13 protein-coding genes are annotated in these 14502 nt (G+C 65.6%); 5 read left to right on the top strand and 8 right to left on the bottom strand.

Annotated features, from left to right (window positions below):
- Positions 1–42 precede the first annotated feature (42 nt).
- Both ACYQ0Z_RS06585 and ACYQ0Z_RS06580 read left to right on the top strand, forming a co-directional pair.
- A complete protein-coding gene (locus ACYQ0Z_RS06585; RefSeq protein WP_459865719.1) occupies positions 43–1401 on the top strand; it encodes a hypothetical protein in 1359 nt (452 codons plus the stop codon).
- Complete coding sequence (locus ACYQ0Z_RS06580) at positions 1394–1816, top strand: M67 family metallopeptidase (RefSeq protein WP_459865716.1); 423 nt, start codon at positions 1394–1396, stop codon at positions 1814–1816. Before ACYQ0Z_RS06585 ends, ACYQ0Z_RS06580 begins: the two co-directional genes overlap by 8 nt.
- Before the next feature lie 10 nt (positions 1817–1826).
- On the opposite strand, the gene ACYQ0Z_RS06575 is transcribed toward ACYQ0Z_RS06580, so the two are convergent.
- The 6 genes from ACYQ0Z_RS06575 to ACYQ0Z_RS06550 all read right to left on the bottom strand — a co-directional run bounded on the left by ACYQ0Z_RS06575 (position 1827) and on the right by ACYQ0Z_RS06550 (position 8745).
- Complete coding sequence (locus ACYQ0Z_RS06575) at positions 1827–4208, bottom strand: HlyD family efflux transporter periplasmic adaptor subunit (RefSeq protein ID WP_459865714.1); 2382 nt, start codon at positions 4206–4208, stop codon at positions 1827–1829.
- Positions 4209–4304: 96 nt separating this feature from the next.
- On the bottom strand, positions 4305–5033 hold the full coding sequence (locus ACYQ0Z_RS06570; RefSeq protein WP_459865712.1) for a sugar phosphate nucleotidyltransferase: 729 nt from the start codon (positions 5031–5033) through the stop codon (positions 4305–4307).
- 23 nt (positions 5034–5056) lie between these two features.
- Positions 5057–5512, bottom strand: a complete 456-nt coding sequence (locus tag ACYQ0Z_RS06565) for a dTDP-4-dehydrorhamnose 3,5-epimerase family protein (RefSeq protein WP_459865710.1) — start codon at positions 5510–5512, stop codon at positions 5057–5059.
- Complete coding sequence (rfbD, locus tag ACYQ0Z_RS06560; RefSeq protein ID WP_459865708.1) at positions 5509–6375, bottom strand: dTDP-4-dehydrorhamnose reductase; 867 nt, start codon at positions 6373–6375, stop codon at positions 5509–5511. Before rfbD ends, ACYQ0Z_RS06565 begins: the two co-directional genes overlap by 4 nt.
- Positions 6363–7322, bottom strand: a complete 960-nt coding sequence (rfbB, locus tag ACYQ0Z_RS06555) for a dTDP-glucose 4,6-dehydratase (RefSeq protein ID WP_459865706.1) — start codon at positions 7320–7322, stop codon at positions 6363–6365. The genes rfbD and rfbB overlap by 13 nt, the downstream gene beginning before the upstream one ends.
- 253 nt (positions 7323–7575) lie before the next feature.
- Positions 7576–8745, bottom strand: coding sequence for a DDE-type integrase/transposase/recombinase (locus ACYQ0Z_RS06550; protein ID WP_459863705.1), 1170 nt, complete (start codon positions 8743–8745; stop codon positions 7576–7578).
- Between the two features lie 211 nt (positions 8746–8956).
- On the opposite strand from ACYQ0Z_RS06550, the gene ACYQ0Z_RS06545 reads away from it, so the two are divergent.
- The 3 genes from ACYQ0Z_RS06545 to ACYQ0Z_RS06535 all read left to right on the top strand — a co-directional run bounded on the left by ACYQ0Z_RS06545 (position 8957) and on the right by ACYQ0Z_RS06535 (position 12851).
- Positions 8957–10798, top strand: coding sequence for a glycoside hydrolase family 15 protein (locus ACYQ0Z_RS06545; RefSeq protein WP_459865704.1), 1842 nt, complete (start codon positions 8957–8959; stop codon positions 10796–10798).
- Positions 10799–10907: 109 nt separating this feature from the next.
- Entirely contained in the window at positions 10908–12035 is a 1128-nt protein-coding gene (locus ACYQ0Z_RS06540; RefSeq protein ID WP_459865702.1) for a cation:proton antiporter, read from the top strand.
- A gap of 252 nt (positions 12036–12287) precedes the next feature.
- Positions 12288–12851 carry a DUF502 domain-containing protein gene (locus tag ACYQ0Z_RS06535; protein ID WP_459865700.1) on the top strand — a complete coding sequence of 188 codons (564 nt, stop codon included), beginning with the start codon at positions 12288–12290 and terminating at the stop codon, positions 12849–12851.
- Positions 12852–12871: 20 nt separating this feature from the next.
- Here ACYQ0Z_RS06535 and ACYQ0Z_RS06530 read toward each other — a convergent pair whose 3' ends face one another.
- Both ACYQ0Z_RS06530 and ACYQ0Z_RS06525 read right to left on the bottom strand, forming a co-directional pair.
- On the bottom strand, positions 12872–13657 hold the full coding sequence (locus ACYQ0Z_RS06530) for a prepilin peptidase (RefSeq protein WP_459865698.1): 786 nt from the start codon (positions 13655–13657) through the stop codon (positions 12872–12874).
- Between the two features lie 94 nt (positions 13658–13751).
- Positions 13752–14231 (bottom strand): Lrp/AsnC family transcriptional regulator, encoded by a 480-nt coding sequence (locus tag ACYQ0Z_RS06525; protein ID WP_459865696.1) that lies wholly within the window; start codon positions 14229–14231, stop codon positions 13752–13754.
- Positions 14232–14502: the final 271 nt, after the last annotated feature.

The raw sequence follows: 14502 nt of genomic DNA, 5'->3' as shown, positions 1-14502 counted from the left end.
CACATATAGTGGGGTAGCATCTCGTGAAACAGGGGGAAGAGCATGACCATCGACGTGCAATATGAACAGGAAACACTATGCCGCATCCCGGAACGCCATCTCCCCACCTTTCGGATCCTTTGCGAGAGCGCGGGAATCGCGTCCACCTATTCCCCATCCAAGCGGACGCTACTCCTGCGGAAGTGGCTGGAAGATCGGCACATTCTGCTTATCCGGGAACCGGGCATCGCGGGCGCCGAGCCGCTCGCCGGTTTTTGTGACCAATTGATGGCCCATCTCGAAGAGGTCGACGCGAAGGTGGATCTTGCCTTTTCCCGTCCGCCGGCCCGCGCGCCCCAATACGATCTTGTTCTCTATATCACCGCGGGAGCCGGTTCGACCCTCCGTTGCACCCACGCCCACCGCAACACGTACGCCCGGCACCTGGCCGACCGGATCGTCGCTCAGTTTGCGCAACACAGCGGGTCCAACGCGGTGCTGATCGCGGACCGTTGGAGTCCTTTCCGCCTGCGAAACCGCGCCCGCCTGGCCCTCCCCGACGGCGTTCCGGCGGTCTACCTGGAGGTCCCGCTCTACGAGGGACCCCAATCGGAGGCAACCTATACCCGAATGGCGCTCGCCGTTTACCAGGGGATCCTGGACTACTTCGGGGCACGAGCACCGCTCTTGGCACACATCGAGCCGGAAGTTTGGGAACCGTTTCTGCGCCACGTGATTCCGCGCGTCTTTCCACGCCACAGCGACGGCGCGGTCACCCCGCAGCGGGACGAGGCGGTACCGCATCCGGCAACCGCACCGGTTGAACAGGCGATACACGCCGCAACGGATGCCGCGCCAACGCCCCCGGTGAACCCGATCACACCGCCAGCGACCGGTGAAGCCTCAGGCCCGGCGACGGAAGCAGCCGAATCCGAGGCGGAAACGGACCGTAAACCGGTCGAGCAAGACACACCGCCCGTCGCACCGGAAGAAACGGAAACGGCAGAAGAGAAAGAAGAGGAAACGGCAGACCAAACACAGCCTCCCCTTACGGCTGAAACCCTGCTGGTGCGGGCAAACGCATCCCGCGCACCGGCGGAGGACACGTCCCATTTCTACCCCGCCGTCATCCAGCAGGGACTGCGCCGGATCCAACCGACGCTTTCGCCGGACGACGTCCAGCAGGCTGCTGCCGCCACTCCCCCGCCAGCACCCGGGCGTCCACCCCAGGCTCCGGGCGTCCAGGTGACGGTTTTCCCCCGGCCCTTACGCCGTCGCGTCGGGGAAGTGCTGCACCAGCCGGCCCCCACACCCGTCCCCGCGGAACCACCGATGCCGGAACCGGCGTCCCCCCCTGCCGCAGCAGGAGGATGCCAAACGTGCGGAAAAGTGACGTGGAAACCCCGTCGCACCCATGCATAGGCCCTTTCCGTCCCCACCCTTCCGCATCACCAAATCGGCGTATGGGGCCATGATCGCACACTGCCTGCGCGAAAAGCCCATCGAGGCGTGCGGGGTTCTCTCCGGTACGGACGAATGGGCCCTGACCTGTTGGCCGCTGCCCAATCGTCTGCAGAGTCCCAACGCCTTCGAGATCGATCCGGCCGATCTCGCGCGGTGTCTCGCGCGCATCGGCGCCAAGGGAGAACGCCTGTGTGCCGTCTACCACTCCCATCCCACGGCCCGAGCTGTTCCCTCGCGCGAAGACCTCCGGCATGCCCCACACGATCTGGTGTACCTGATCGTCTCCTTGCGCACGTCCCTTCCCGTCGTGCGCGCCTATCGTCTCATCGACGGCAAGGCCTGGCCGCGAGCGCTGGTTGTCGTGGACGGATAACTCCCGCTCCTTAGGGGAGAAGGACGTCACCGGGGACCACGCCGTGGCGGATCTCCACCAGGCCGCCCCCCCGGACGCCCACCGTTACCCGTTGGCGGATCACCTCTCCCCCGGGAAGACGCAGGTGCACGTAGGGCTGGGCGTCCGTGCCGTGCAAGTAGGAAACCGGCACGGCAAGGCAGGCGGAACACCGCGGGACGACCAGCCGCACGGTCACCGCTCCCGTCACCGGGGCCGGTTCGGCCGGCGGGACCGGCACATCCGTCACGAGGAAAACCCGGTCGCTCCCGGGCTGTGGCCGGATTTCCCGCACCGTCCCCACCCACGGCTCCTTCGCCTCACCCTCCGGCCACACGCGCACCGGGTGGCCCGGCCGTACCGGGGCCACCCACCGCCCGTCGAGCGGAACGATCACCCGGACCGCATCCCCTTCCCGAAGCCTCAGCACCGGCGCGTTCGCCGCGACGGCCGTGCCGGGCGTGACGTTCACCTCGATCACGGTCCCCGTCTGCGGGGCCGTGATCGTTTTCTCTCGCGCGCGGCGCGCCAACGCCTCCAATTCCCGCTCCACCTGTTCGAGTGCCAACGACGCCTTTTTCCACGCCAGCACCGTTGGGGGATGCTCAACCGTCACCAGCGGAGCCCCGCGCGCGACCCGTTCGTTCACCGCCACGTGCAGCTGCCGCACCACGCCGTCCCGCGCCGCGGTGAGGTCCACCGTCGTTCGCCCGGCCGCATCCCGCAGCCGCACCAGCACCTGACCGCTGCGCACGGGGTCTCCGGGCACGATTGGCGCTTCGGCCACCCGTCCGCGCACCGGCGCGTGGAGGGTCCACTCCTTGGCGGCCGCAAAGGCGTCGCGCTCGAGGCGGAGGAGCTCTCTCCTGTACACCAAGCGGCGCCGCTCCGCCTCGATCCCCGGCTCGGCATAGGTCACCAAGGCCTCCCCCGCCGCCACGCGCACGCCGGGACGCGCCCATACCTGGTCGATGCGGCCGGCGCGGGGGGCGCGCACCACGATGGTGCGGGGCGGCACCGCCGTGCCGCGGAGCTCCACCACCTCGGAAACCGGGACCGCCTGCACGACGTACGGCGGCGCGAGGGGGCGCGCAACCGGTTCGCTGCCCGCAAGCCCTGCCGCGACCCAGACAGCCAACGCCAGCGCGGCCCACCGTCCCGGCATCCGGACGCGGCGCGCGCTTGCCGGGCGGCGAAATCGCCGTTGCCGCTTGCATCGGTGCGGCCATGCGGCAGGCCGGTACGATCCCGCGTTGTGCTCCGCGGCTTCGGGCTCTTCCCCGGGCGCACCGTCCGCCACCCGGAGGAGCACAGGGGCCACGCCGTCCGGGACGTCTTGCGGAAGATGCAGCAGGAACGGGCACCCGTCCGGGGAGGCGGCCAGCCACAGGGACCCCGCTGCCTCCGCCTCGGCGGGCAGTGCCACTTCATGCGCGGAAACGGCCGGGGACCCGTGCCGGGTGGTCACGCGATAGAGCCGCCACCGGGCCCCGTCGTGGCACAGAAACCCCACCCCATCTCCCAGCGGCGCAAGGGCCGGTGGGCGATCCGTCGCCTCCCCTGCCGCCACCGTCAGGGGAGGAACGGGGGACTCCCGGGTCAGGGGCATCACCACATACCGGAAGCCTTCGCCGTCTCCCTCCTTCCACGCCGCCCAAACGACTCCCGAACCATCGCGCGTCAGGCACGGGTGGGCCGCGCTGCCCTGAACGGACATCCGCCGGTGCTGCCATTTTACCCCGCGTCCATGGCGCGACAGCAGGTGCAGGGCCATGCGCCCGTCACCCTCGGGGTGGACATGCAGCACGTGGAGGGTGCCGTCGCTCCCCATCGCCGCGGCAACAGGAGGAACCCACGCCCGGTACAGGGCCTGAAGCGGCGCGGGGACCCGCGGGGGCGCCGGGAACCGAACCGCTCCGGTGCGGCGCAGCGCCATCGCGCCGTCGGCCGGCTCTCCGCTCAAACGGCAGGTGAGCAGTTCCCACCGCTGCGTGGTGCGAAGGCGCGCCAGAACAAGGGCCAACAGGTCCCCGCCGGGTGCCGGTAAGAGGATGAGGCGCGCGATGCGGTCATGGGTCGCGGACAGGGAAAGGAGGGGGAACCAGGCCCACGCATCCCCTTGAAGCTGTCCGCAGCACACTTCCCCCTCCACCGTGGCGCACACAAGGTGCGCCCGTCGCGCGGAGCCCGTGGCGGAAAAGCAGGTCACCGCCGGCCTGGCCCGCAGCGTTCGCAAACCGCCCCCGTCATCCGGCCACCGCGCCCACCGCAACATGCCCGTGAGATCCAGCCAGAATACTTCGCCGCGCCCCGTCGGCGCAAGCAGGGCCACGGCCTCGCGCACCGCTCGTTCATCGCTTGTCGAGGGCCCCATGCCGGTCCCCCCCAATCCCCAACGTCAGTTCATGTCTATGTGGGACGCGGGCGGCGCAAAACAACGCGGAGGACGCAAGCCGGCGCATCCTCCGCGTTAGAGGTGTAGGCTCAGGGCGCGTTCGGCAAAGCGGCGGTTGGCCTCCCACAGCGCTTCCGGCGTTCCGGCATCGATCCACCAGCCCGACAGGATGCCGTAGCGCAGCTGGCCGCGGGCCAAGTACTGGCGGTTGACGTCGGTAATCTCGAATTCCCCGCGCGGCGAGGGGGCCAAGTCCGCAATGATGGCATACACCTGTTCGTCGAACAGGTAGATACCCGTCACACAAAAGGCGCTTTTCGGACAAGCCGGTTTTTCCTCCAGCGACACAATCCGCCCGTCGCGCACCTCGGCCACGCCGTAGGGGCGCGGATCGGGTACGGCTTTGAGCAGCACCCTCGCCCCGGGCCCTTCTTGAGCAAAGGCTTGAATCCACGGCGTCAGGTCGTCCTCAAACAGGTTGTCGCCAAGGACGGCGACGAACTTCTCCCGTTTCGTGAAGGGCTGGGCCAAGCGCAGCGCGTCGGCAATCCCCGCGGGCCGCTCCTGCACGCGATAGGTCAGCGACACGCCGTAGGCCTCGCCGGATCCGAGAAACGCAGCGAAGTCGCCGAGGTCGTCCTTCCCCGTGACAAGCAGCAGGTCGGTAATCCCCGCCCGCTTCAGCTGTCCGATCACGAACAAGATGAGCGGATAGGGACCGATGGGCAACAGATGCTTGTTCAGCACACAGGTGGCCGGCCGCAGGCGGGTACCCGCGCCGCCGGCCAGAATGACCCCTTTCACCGTCGTACCCCTCCTCCGGCGCGTTAGCGAAAGCGCGTCGTCCAGTCAAAGCCGATCGCCGGATCGTTCCACGGCAGCCGATGCTCGTCGGGTTGTTCCCGATTGTACGCTGCGGTCGTCACATAGACAAGCAACGCCGGCCTTTCCCCCAGCACGCGGTACCCGTGGGCCACGCCAGCGGGAATCAGCAGCGCGATCGGGTTGTGCTCCCCCATGTAGACGACATCGGTGTGCCGATAGGTCGGCGACGCGGCCCGGAGATCGTGCAGCACCACCTGAGCATTGCCAACGGGAAAGAACCACAGGTCGTCCTGCCGTTCATGGTAGTGAAAAGCTTTGACCACGCCGGGATATGTCAGCGAACACGAAACCTGGCCAAAACGGGAGAGCAAGTCCTCGTCGTCGCGCACGATTTCCATAAAATACCCGCGATCGTCGGCGAACTTGACCAGCGGCTTGACGCGAACCCCCTCAATCACGCGCGTTCCTCCTTTTTGATCCGTTGCACGAAATGGGCGAGGGCCGTCTGCCAGCTGCGCAGCGGGGTGACGGGCAAACGCCCGACGCGCGTCGAGCACAGCGGCGTGTACAGCGGGCGGACCGCGGGGAGGGGAAAGTCGGCCGCACGGGCGGGGCGCACCGCTTCGGGATCCAACCCGGCCAGGCGCGCGAGGGTCCGGGCAAAGGTGAACCGCGAACAGGCGCCGGTGTTGGCGGCATGCACGATCCCCGTCGCGTCGGTGGAAAGCACCTCGGCGAGAAACCGGGCCAGGTCCCACGTGTGGGTCGGCGAACCAATCACGTCGCGTACCACGGCAACGGTCTCGCCGCGCTGCAGGCGGTCCAGCACCCACCGGGCGAAGTTGGGCCCCCGGGGACCGTACAACCAGGCCGTCCGCACGACAAGATGGCCCTCACCGGCAGCCAACACCGCCTCCTCGCCCCGCCGCTTCGACCAGCCGTAGACGTTCAGCGGACGGGGGACGTCGCGTTCCACGTAGCAGCCACCCTTTTGTCCGTCAAACACATAATCGGTGCTGATGTGCACCAGCCGGGCTCCGACCGCCTGGGCCGCCCGCGCCAGCAGGGCGGGGGCGGCGGCGTTGACGCGCAGGGCCGTGAGGCGGCGCGTTTCGCAGGCGTCCACCCGGGTAAACGCCGCGCAATTGACGATCACGTCGGGGCGCAGGTCGCGCATGAGGGCTTCCGTCTGCCGGCGGCAGGAGACGTTCCACTCCTCCCGCCGGTAGGCGTGCACTGCCCATTCCGGCCGGTAGCGGCGCAGCCACGCCGTCAGTTCCGTGCCGAGTTGCCCGCCCGCGCCGGCAATCAGCACCCGCATGTCCACCAGTCCCGGTGGCGGCGGTACCACTCCACCGTGCGGGCAAGCCCCTCGGCGAAGGAGACGCGCGGAGCCCACCCCAGCCGGTGCCGGGTGCGCCGGTCATCGAGGGCATAACGCCGATCGTGCCCCGGGCGATCGGGCACGTGCGCGATGCGCACAGGGTCGCGGTCCAGCAGGCGGAGAATCGTTTCGGCCACTTCGCGATTGGTTCGCTCCTCTCCCCCGGCGATGTGAAACACATCGCCGGCTTCTCCCTTCACCATCGCCGCGTCCAAGGCTCGGCAGTGATCCTCCACATACAGCCAGTCCCGCCGCTGCTGACCATCCCCGTAGAGCGGAATGGGGCGGTCTTCCAGTGCACACAGGATGGCCTTGGGGATCAGCTTTTCCGGGTGCTGCCGCGGTCCGTAGTTGTTCGTGCACCGCGTAATCACCACCGGCAGCCGATAGGTTCGCACGTACGCCTGGCACAGGAGGTCGCCCCCCGCCTTGCTGGCCGCGTATGGACTGCTTGGTAACAGCGGGGCGTCCTCGCCAACTGCTCCCCGTTCGGTCGGCCCATACACTTCGTCGGTCGACACGACCACCACCTTCTGCACGTCGTACCGGCGGGCCGCTTCCAGGAGGCAGTACGTGCCAAAGACGTTGGTGCGCACAAACGCCTCGGGAGCCGCAATGCTCCGGTCAACGTGGCTTTCGGCGGCCAGGTGGAACACCACGTCGACCCCGTTGCGGAACACCGGCTCGACGTCTTCCGGGTTGGCCACATCTCCCCGCACGAACACGTGGTTTTTGTGTCGCGCCAGGTGGGCCAGCGTGGCGTGCGACGCCGCGTACGTCAGCTTGTCGAAGGTGACCACCGTCGCTCCCGGGTAGGCCCGACACAGGTGGTCCACCAGATGGCTGCCGATAAACCCCGCGCCTCCCGTCACGAGAATGCGCATGCTGCTTCCTCCTTTGCGTCGCCCGGTCATGTACGAGCCGGACGCGCTGCCGCAGACGAGGGCGCGCCAGCCGCCCTGGCCCGCATCGCTGGTTTAGCGTATGTCGGCGGGAGGAAAACCGTTCCGCCGCGGCACGGCAACCCGTGTCAACTCACATAAAAACCTAACCGAAGTGAAACCGATCCCTCACGTAAAAACCTAACCGAATACTCTTGGCAAGAGGCTCCCTCAGGTAGGAAAATGGAGTTGAGGTCTACCCGACCTCAAGAGGTTCTTGGTTAGGTGGCTCGGGGGAGGGAGCCCAAGGACCCCGAGCCACGATTTTTTCGAGCTCATCATGAAGATCGAGCGGGTTGAGCGTTTCAAACTGAGCCTTGAGCACGTGTTCCATCTCCGGTTTTAAGGCGCCGCTTTCGATCAGGCGTTGGAAAGGCGTGCGGGCTTGGTCGAAGCGTTTGCGAATGCGCTTGCCTTCGTAGGATTTTTCGACGACCTTGCGGGTGGGCAAAAAGAGATTGGCGTAGGGGTCGAGGAGGGCATAGACGGCGTTGAGCCACTCCACAGCCTCTGGGGTGTCGTAGCGGGCATAGCCCACGATCTCGCGAACGAACTGGCGGTTTTTCTGTTCGACATGGGGGTTGTCGTTTTTGCGGTAGGGACGGCTGCGCATAAACGCAATCCCCTTTTGCCTGCAGAAACGGAGGAGATGATGGTTCAAGAACTCGGAACCGTTATCGCTGTGGAGGGTATGGACAGCTGTAGGCCACTGCGAGAGGATGGATTCCAAGGCAGCGAAGACGGCTTTTTGGCTTTTGCCGAGGATGGCCTGGCGGCGGCTGTAGCCGGTGACCATGTCGGTAACCGACAAGGTGCAGGCGAACTGGCCGGACGAGTCGCCGCCATTGTGTTCGACGAGATCGATTTCCAGGGCGCCGGGGCGGGATTCGTTCCAAGGGAGCCGGCCTGCAGGGATGTCCCTTTTCAAGCGATTGGTGGGTTTGGGGCGCATAAAGCGTCTGGGTTTGGGCGAATCGAATTCCTTCAGGCGCCGAGCGAGCGTAGATCGGCTGATTTGGGCGAGTTGCTGGCGGATGAGCGAGGTTAAGCGAAGTTTTCCATGGCGTTCTAAATGCTCGGCAGTCGGCAGGAGGACCGGATGGAGGCGTTCGGCACAAGGGTAGTCAAGGGCTTCCCAAACGGTTCGGATGACAGGGAGCGCTTCTTGATACCGCTTGGGCCGTTTGCGCCGGATCTGTTTGGGTTTCCACTCCGGGCCGTTGAGAACCTGGATAGCGTACTTGCGGTGATACCCCAGCACGCGCGTGACTTCATCGAGAATGCGCGACTTTTCTTTTCGGGACGAGGCTTTGGCATACCATTTCCGGATTTGTGTAAGGTATTCGCGACGGCTTTGAAGAGACATGGTCACGTCACATCCCCCTCGGTAAGATTTCGATGTGAGTGATCCAGTCTCCCTTCGGTTAGATTTTAGCTGAGCGATTGCGCAACCTTGACAACAACGTACCACCTGCGCTAGCGTTTAAATTGTTGGACAAATTGTAAACGTTTACAGACCTATTCCATTTCCTAACAGATGCCAGCGAAGTCCACACGCAAAAAGGAGAGGAAACACGATGAGCCACCGGATGTCCTATTACGGTGCCGTGGGAAACGGAGAAACCGCGGCCCTCATCTCCCCCGTCCTGTCCGTCGACTGGTTACCCGTGCCGCGCATCGACGCCTTCCCCCTGTTTGCCCGCGCCCTTGACCCGATGCGCGGCGGCGCCCTCACCCTCGACGCGGGAAGGCCCCTCGTCCCGATTCGCCAGGCCTATGTTCCCCACACCAACGTCCTCGTCACCGAGGCCCGCGCCGGTGACCTGTCCCTCACCGTCACCGATTTCATGCCATGGGGCCGCCGCCTGCTGATCCGCGAAGGCCGCATCACCAACACCGGCGGCACCGAAGCGGTGCAGCCCGTCAAGCTGGCGGCCGTGCCCACACAAACCCGTGCCCGCACATACACGGTGGAGCAGGACGATCACCGGGTGGCCATCTCCGGCGTCGACGGGCACCTGGTGGCCGAACTGATCGGCGCCCCTCAACGTCTCGCCCCCGGCGAGACAGCCACCTTCCGCGTTGTGGTGGCCTATGGCCCGACGGCCGAAGAGGCGGCCCGCCAGCGCGAGGCCGCGGCTGCCTGTTCTCAGGAGCAAGAGGTCGCCTTTTGGGAACGCTGGCTGCGCCCCGCGCGCCCGCTGGTAACGGACAACGGCGAATGGCGCGAGGCGTACACGCGCAGCCTCCTGGTGCTGAAGCTCCTGTGTCTGGACAACGGGGCCATGATCGCCGCGCCGACGGCCTCCTTCCCAGCCGTGCCGGGCGGGCACGACAACTGGGACTACCGCTACCTGTGGCTGCGCGACGGCTACCTGACCTCCCTCACCCTCGACATCTGCGGCCTGCATGACGAACCGCGCCGCTTCTACGAGCTGGCCTTCCGCCTGCAGGACGACAGCGGCGAGTGGCGCCAGCCGCTGTACACCATCGACGGCGGCAACCCGACGGAATGGATCGACGAGGACCTGGCCGGCCCGAACGGCGAACGGCCCATTCGTTTCGGCAACGAGGCCGCTGGCCAGCTGCAGCTGGACAACGCCGGCAACATCGTCCACGGCGTGTGGATGCACGCAGAACTCTCCGGCGACTGGACCCTCCCGGCACGTTATTGGCCGAACATCCGCAAGGCGGCCGACTGGGTGACCGAAAACTGGATGCGTCCAGAAAACGGGATCTGGGAAATCCGCGAGCGGCTCGACCACTGGCTTCACGGAAAGGCCATATGTTACGCCTGCCTCCGCGCGGCGTCGCGCATCGCCGAACGCCTGGGACATGACGAGGACGCCCGGCGCTGGCGGACGGTGGCCGAAACGATCCGTCGCGACGTCCTCACCCGTGGGTGGAACGCCGAGCGGCAGGCCTTCCTGCAGTCCTATGCCCCCGATGCACCGCTGGACATCTCCGTCCTCGCCCTGGCGTTCTATGGCCTTCTCGATCCGCGCGACGAGCGCATGACCAAAACGGTGGCCCTGATCGAGACGCCGCTGAAAAAGCCCAACATCCCCGTCACCCAGTACACGACGGCGTCCCCCTACGCCCACGTGCCGGCCTCGGAAAAGGGCGGCCTCAACATGTGGGGCGGCATCGCCCGCTACGACTACGCCGCCGTGCCCTTCTACCTGCCCACCCTGTGGCTGGCCCGCTACCACCTTATGGTGAACAACCGTTCCCGCGCCGAGGAGCTGATCCGCGTCTGCCTCGACTCGGCCACCGATCTCTTGCTCATGGCCGAGCACTTCGACCCGCGCACACGCCAGCAATGGGGCAATTTCCCGCAGGCCTTCAGCCACCTGGAGATGGCACGCATCCTGCTCGAGATCACCGGCGGTTTCAATCCCTACCGGCTGTGGGCCTGACCGTCGGGATGCGCGTTTCACCCCCGGAGTCGTTCCCCGGGGGGTTTTATGGTAGACTGGGAAGTGTCCTTTGGCCACTGCGGCACACCGCACGAACGGAGGGGTGATCGTGCTCATCCTGCAACTGGCGCTCATCTTGCTCGCCACGAAGATCGCCGGCGACGTCAGCGTGAAGTTGGGGCAACCGGCTGTGTTCGGGAAGCTGCTCGTCGGGATCCTCCTCGGTCCGTCGGTGCTCGGGCTGATCGAGAATACCGAGCTGCTGAAGGAACTGAGCGAGATCGGCGTCATCCTGCTCATGTTTCTGGCGGGCTTGGAGACCGACCTCGACGAATTCAAAAAGAGCGGCAAGCCGGCATTTTTGGTCGGGGTCGGCGGCATTGTCTTCCCGTTCATCGGCGGCTACGCGGTGGGCGTGCTGTTTGGCTACGACACCGTGACATCCGTGTTCATGGGCCTCCTGTTCACGGCCACCAGCGTCAGCATTTCCGTGCAGACCCTGCGCGAGCTGGGACGCCTGCGTTCCCCGGAGGGCATGGCCATCCTGGGTGCGGCCGTCGTCGACGACATCCTCGTCATCCTGCTGCTGGCCATCGTCATGACGCTGACCGGAGCCGAAGAGGTGAACATCGGCCTCCTCCTGCTGAAGAAAGCCGTCTTTTTCGCCGGCGCGCTCCTCGTCGCCTGGAAGGTGGTGCCGCCCGTCATGCGGTGGCTGTCCCGTCTGCGGGTAACCGAGTCGCTGGCCAGCGGCGCGCTAATCATCTGCTTCTTCTACGCCTACGCCGCCGACGCGTTCGGCATCGCGCCGATCATCGGCGCCTTCATCGCCGGCGCGGCCATCGGCGCGACAACGTTCGAGCGCCAGGTGCTGGAGAAGGTGGAGCCCATCAGCTACGCCTTCTTCGTTCCCGTGTTCTTCACCAGCATTGGGGTTGCCGCCGAACTCAAGGGACTGGGGGACAATGTGGGCCTGGCCGTCATCTTGAGCCTGGTCGCACTCCTCACCAAGCTGATCGGCGCCTACCTCGGGGCCCGCGCCTCCGGCTTTTCCCACCGACCGTCCCTTGCCGTTGGCGTCGGCATGATCTCCCGCGGAGAAGTGGCGCTCATCATCGCCTCCATCGGCTTGTCGGAGAAGCTGTTACCGCCCTCGCTCTTCACGGTGGCGCTGCTCGTCATCCTCGTCACCACCCTCGCCACCCCGCCGCTGCTCAAATGGGTCTACCGAAACTAGCTGCGCAAACGAAAGAAGCCGTCAGGTACCCCCCTGACGGCTTCCGTTTTTTGAGGCGCGTCTTCCTTATCGCGCAGTGCGTGGCCGCAAGCCGCCGGACGTGTTCCGAACAAAAGGGGCATCCGTCCGGCTTCTTGCCCGACGCTGTCATTCATTGGTATACTCGGGGTGTCTGTAGCGGGGGAGGGTCGCATCCCGCTCCCTCCCGATCGGAACGCATCGCCGCCGTGATGCCGAAATAGGAGGACGACGATGAAAGGACTTGTGAAATTTTTTGTGTACGGCCTCATCACCCTGCTGCCCATCTCCCTGACCGTGTTTATCGTCACCCAGGTACTCCAGTGGATCGACACACTCATTGAGGACGTGCTCAATCGCCCGCTGCCCGTCCCCGGACTGGGCATTCTCCTCGCCCTAGTCGGCATCACCCTCGTGGGCTACCTCGCCTCCAACTGGGTGGGCCAGCGCCTGGTCAACCTGATCGACCGCGTCGTCCGCCGTATCCCCCTCATCCGCCTGGTGTACACGCTGATCAAGGACACCATCGAATCGCTCCTCGGCGAGCGCAAGTCGTTCCAGCAGGTGGCCATCGTCCGCATTCCCGGCACATCGATGAAGCTGGTCGGCTTTGTCACGGCAAAGGAAATCCGCGAGCTCGGTGATGTGGGGAAGGATCACGTCGCCGTATACATCCTGCAGTCCATGCAGTGGGCGGGCCACACCGTCCTCGTGCCCAAGGAAGACGTGGAGATCGTCGATATCCCCGTCGAGGCAGCGCTGAAATTCGTTGTGAGCGCCGGGATTTCCTCCAAATGACCCCCTGCACCTCCCGCAAATTACATGTACCACCCCAGGTACCATCCGATCAGCCTGTCGCCCCACAGGTAGGCAATCAAACTCCCCGCCGCCAGCATCGGGCCAAAGGGCAGGTACTGGCGGCGGCGCACTTTTCCGGTGACGAGGAGCAGCACCGCCACCGCACCGCCCAGCAGCGATCCCACCGCAAGGGCCAAAAGCACGGCCTGCCATCCAGCAGCCAGGCCTACCGCCGCCATCAATTTCATGTCCCCACCGCCAATTCCTTCCTGTCGGAAAACGAGCAGGCTCAGCCCGTTCAGGGCATAAAGCGTCCCAAAACCCGCGACGGCGCCCCACACGTAGGCTTCAAGCGGCAGGGGGTGCACGATGAGGCGACAGCCCCCGAGGAACGCCGCCGCCGTGGCCACCACACGATTGGGAATGAGCCGGTCGCGCAGGTCGGCAACGGTGGCCGTAACCAGCAAGCTGGCCAGCCCCCAGCCGACGGCCAGCTCGGGCGACAGTCCCACCCGGCGCCACACCAACCAAAAGGCCAGCGCTGTCAGCGCTTCGCCCAGCGGATAGAGCGGCGAGATCGGCGCGCGGCATCGGCGACACCGCCCGCGCAGCCACAGGAAGCTGAACAGGGGAATGAGGTCGCGCGACGCAAGCCGGCCGCCACAGTGCGGGCAGGCCGACGGCGGCCAGACCACGGACAAGCCCCGCGGCACGCGGTACGCGACGACGTTCAAAAAGGAGCCAAGCACCAGCCCCCACACCAGGACCGCGGCATCGTCCACCCATCCGGCAAGGCCCTGTTCCATCGCCCGGGTCTCCCCCTCCTCTTTTCCGTCCCTGTCAGAAAACAAGGACAAGCCCTGCGGACTTGCCCTTTGCCCCGGTTCGTCCGTGCTCGCCTTACGCCGTCTTCCCGCGACTGCGCTCGGCCACCAGCTCTTCCGGAACGCTCATCGCCTTCCCTTCCACCACCGTGGTGGTGACGATGTGCGTCTCCACTTGCCCATAGGGGCGGCAACGGTCGGCTACCCGTTCCAGCTCGGCGATGTCGGCGACGGCCACCTTCAGCAAAAAGTCGGCCCGTCCGCTCACCCGGTGGCACTCCAGCACCCCCGGGGCCTCTTTGGCCCACTGGATGAAGGCCTCGGTCGCATCGGCATGGACGCGCATCAAGAAAAAGGCGGTCATCGGCTTTCCGAGGTGGGCCCGGGAAACATCGGCGCGAAAGCCCCGGATGACGCCGTTCTCCTCCAGCCGTCGCACGCGTTCCGTCACCGCCGGCGTGGTCAGCTCGACCCGGCGCCCCAGCTCCGTCATCGTGATGCGCCCCTCGCGCTGAAGAATGTCAACGATTTGCTTGTCTATGTGATCAAACTTCATTCGAATTCCCTCACTTTCATCATAAATCATGGTCTAACCCCATTTTATCTTTTTACCAATTGATCTTCAAGTATTCGAACGTTATTTTCACAAATTTTTTCGGTTTCTATCCCATTGACCCCGCGAAAGGGAAACGGGCTATTCTCGCGGGGCTTCACCCTGTTAAGTGACAGATCATTCAGTCCAGGAAAGGATGGAACGTTGCCTATCCCCGTTTTCCCCTTATCCTCGGCGTCCAAACGCCATGACAAAGCCCCTGTGGCATCTCACC

Source organism: Calditerricola yamamurae, from assembly GCF_054654135.1.
The sequence above is the reverse complement of the archived record's forward strand: the minus strand, read 5'-3'. Positions and strand labels throughout refer to the sequence as shown.

Bases quoted from the DNA above. Each gene is read 5' to 3' on its own strand.
- ACYQ0Z_RS06580 (WP_459865716.1), top strand. From the start codon at position 1,394: ATGCATAGGCCCTTTCCGTCCCCACCCTTCCGCATCACCAAATCGGCG.
- ACYQ0Z_RS06530 (WP_459865698.1), bottom strand. From the start codon at position 13,657: ATGGAACAGGGCCTTGCCGGATGGGTGGACGATGCCGCGGTCCTGGTG.
- ACYQ0Z_RS06545 (WP_459865704.1), top strand. From the start codon at position 8,957: ATGAGCCACCGGATGTCCTATTACGGTGCCGTGGGAAACGGAGAAACC.
- rfbD (WP_459865708.1), bottom strand. From the start codon at position 6,375: ATGCGGGTGCTGATTGCCGGCGCGGGCGGGCAACTCGGCACGGAACTG.
- ACYQ0Z_RS06575 (WP_459865714.1), bottom strand. From the start codon at position 4,208: ATGGGGCCCTCGACAAGCGATGAACGAGCGGTGCGCGAGGCCGTGGCC.
- ACYQ0Z_RS06535 (WP_459865700.1), top strand. From the start codon at position 12,288: ATGAAAGGACTTGTGAAATTTTTTGTGTACGGCCTCATCACCCTGCTG.
- ACYQ0Z_RS06550 (WP_459863705.1), bottom strand. From the start codon at position 8,745: ATGTCTCTTCAAAGCCGTCGCGAATACCTTACACAAATCCGGAAATGG.
- ACYQ0Z_RS06525 (WP_459865696.1), bottom strand. From the start codon at position 14,231: ATGAAGTTTGATCACATAGACAAGCAAATCGTTGACATTCTTCAGCGC.
- ACYQ0Z_RS06585 (WP_459865719.1), top strand. From the start codon at position 43: ATGACCATCGACGTGCAATATGAACAGGAAACACTATGCCGCATCCCG.
- rfbB (WP_459865706.1), bottom strand. From the start codon at position 7,322: ATGCGCATTCTCGTGACGGGAGGCGCGGGGTTTATCGGCAGCCATCTG.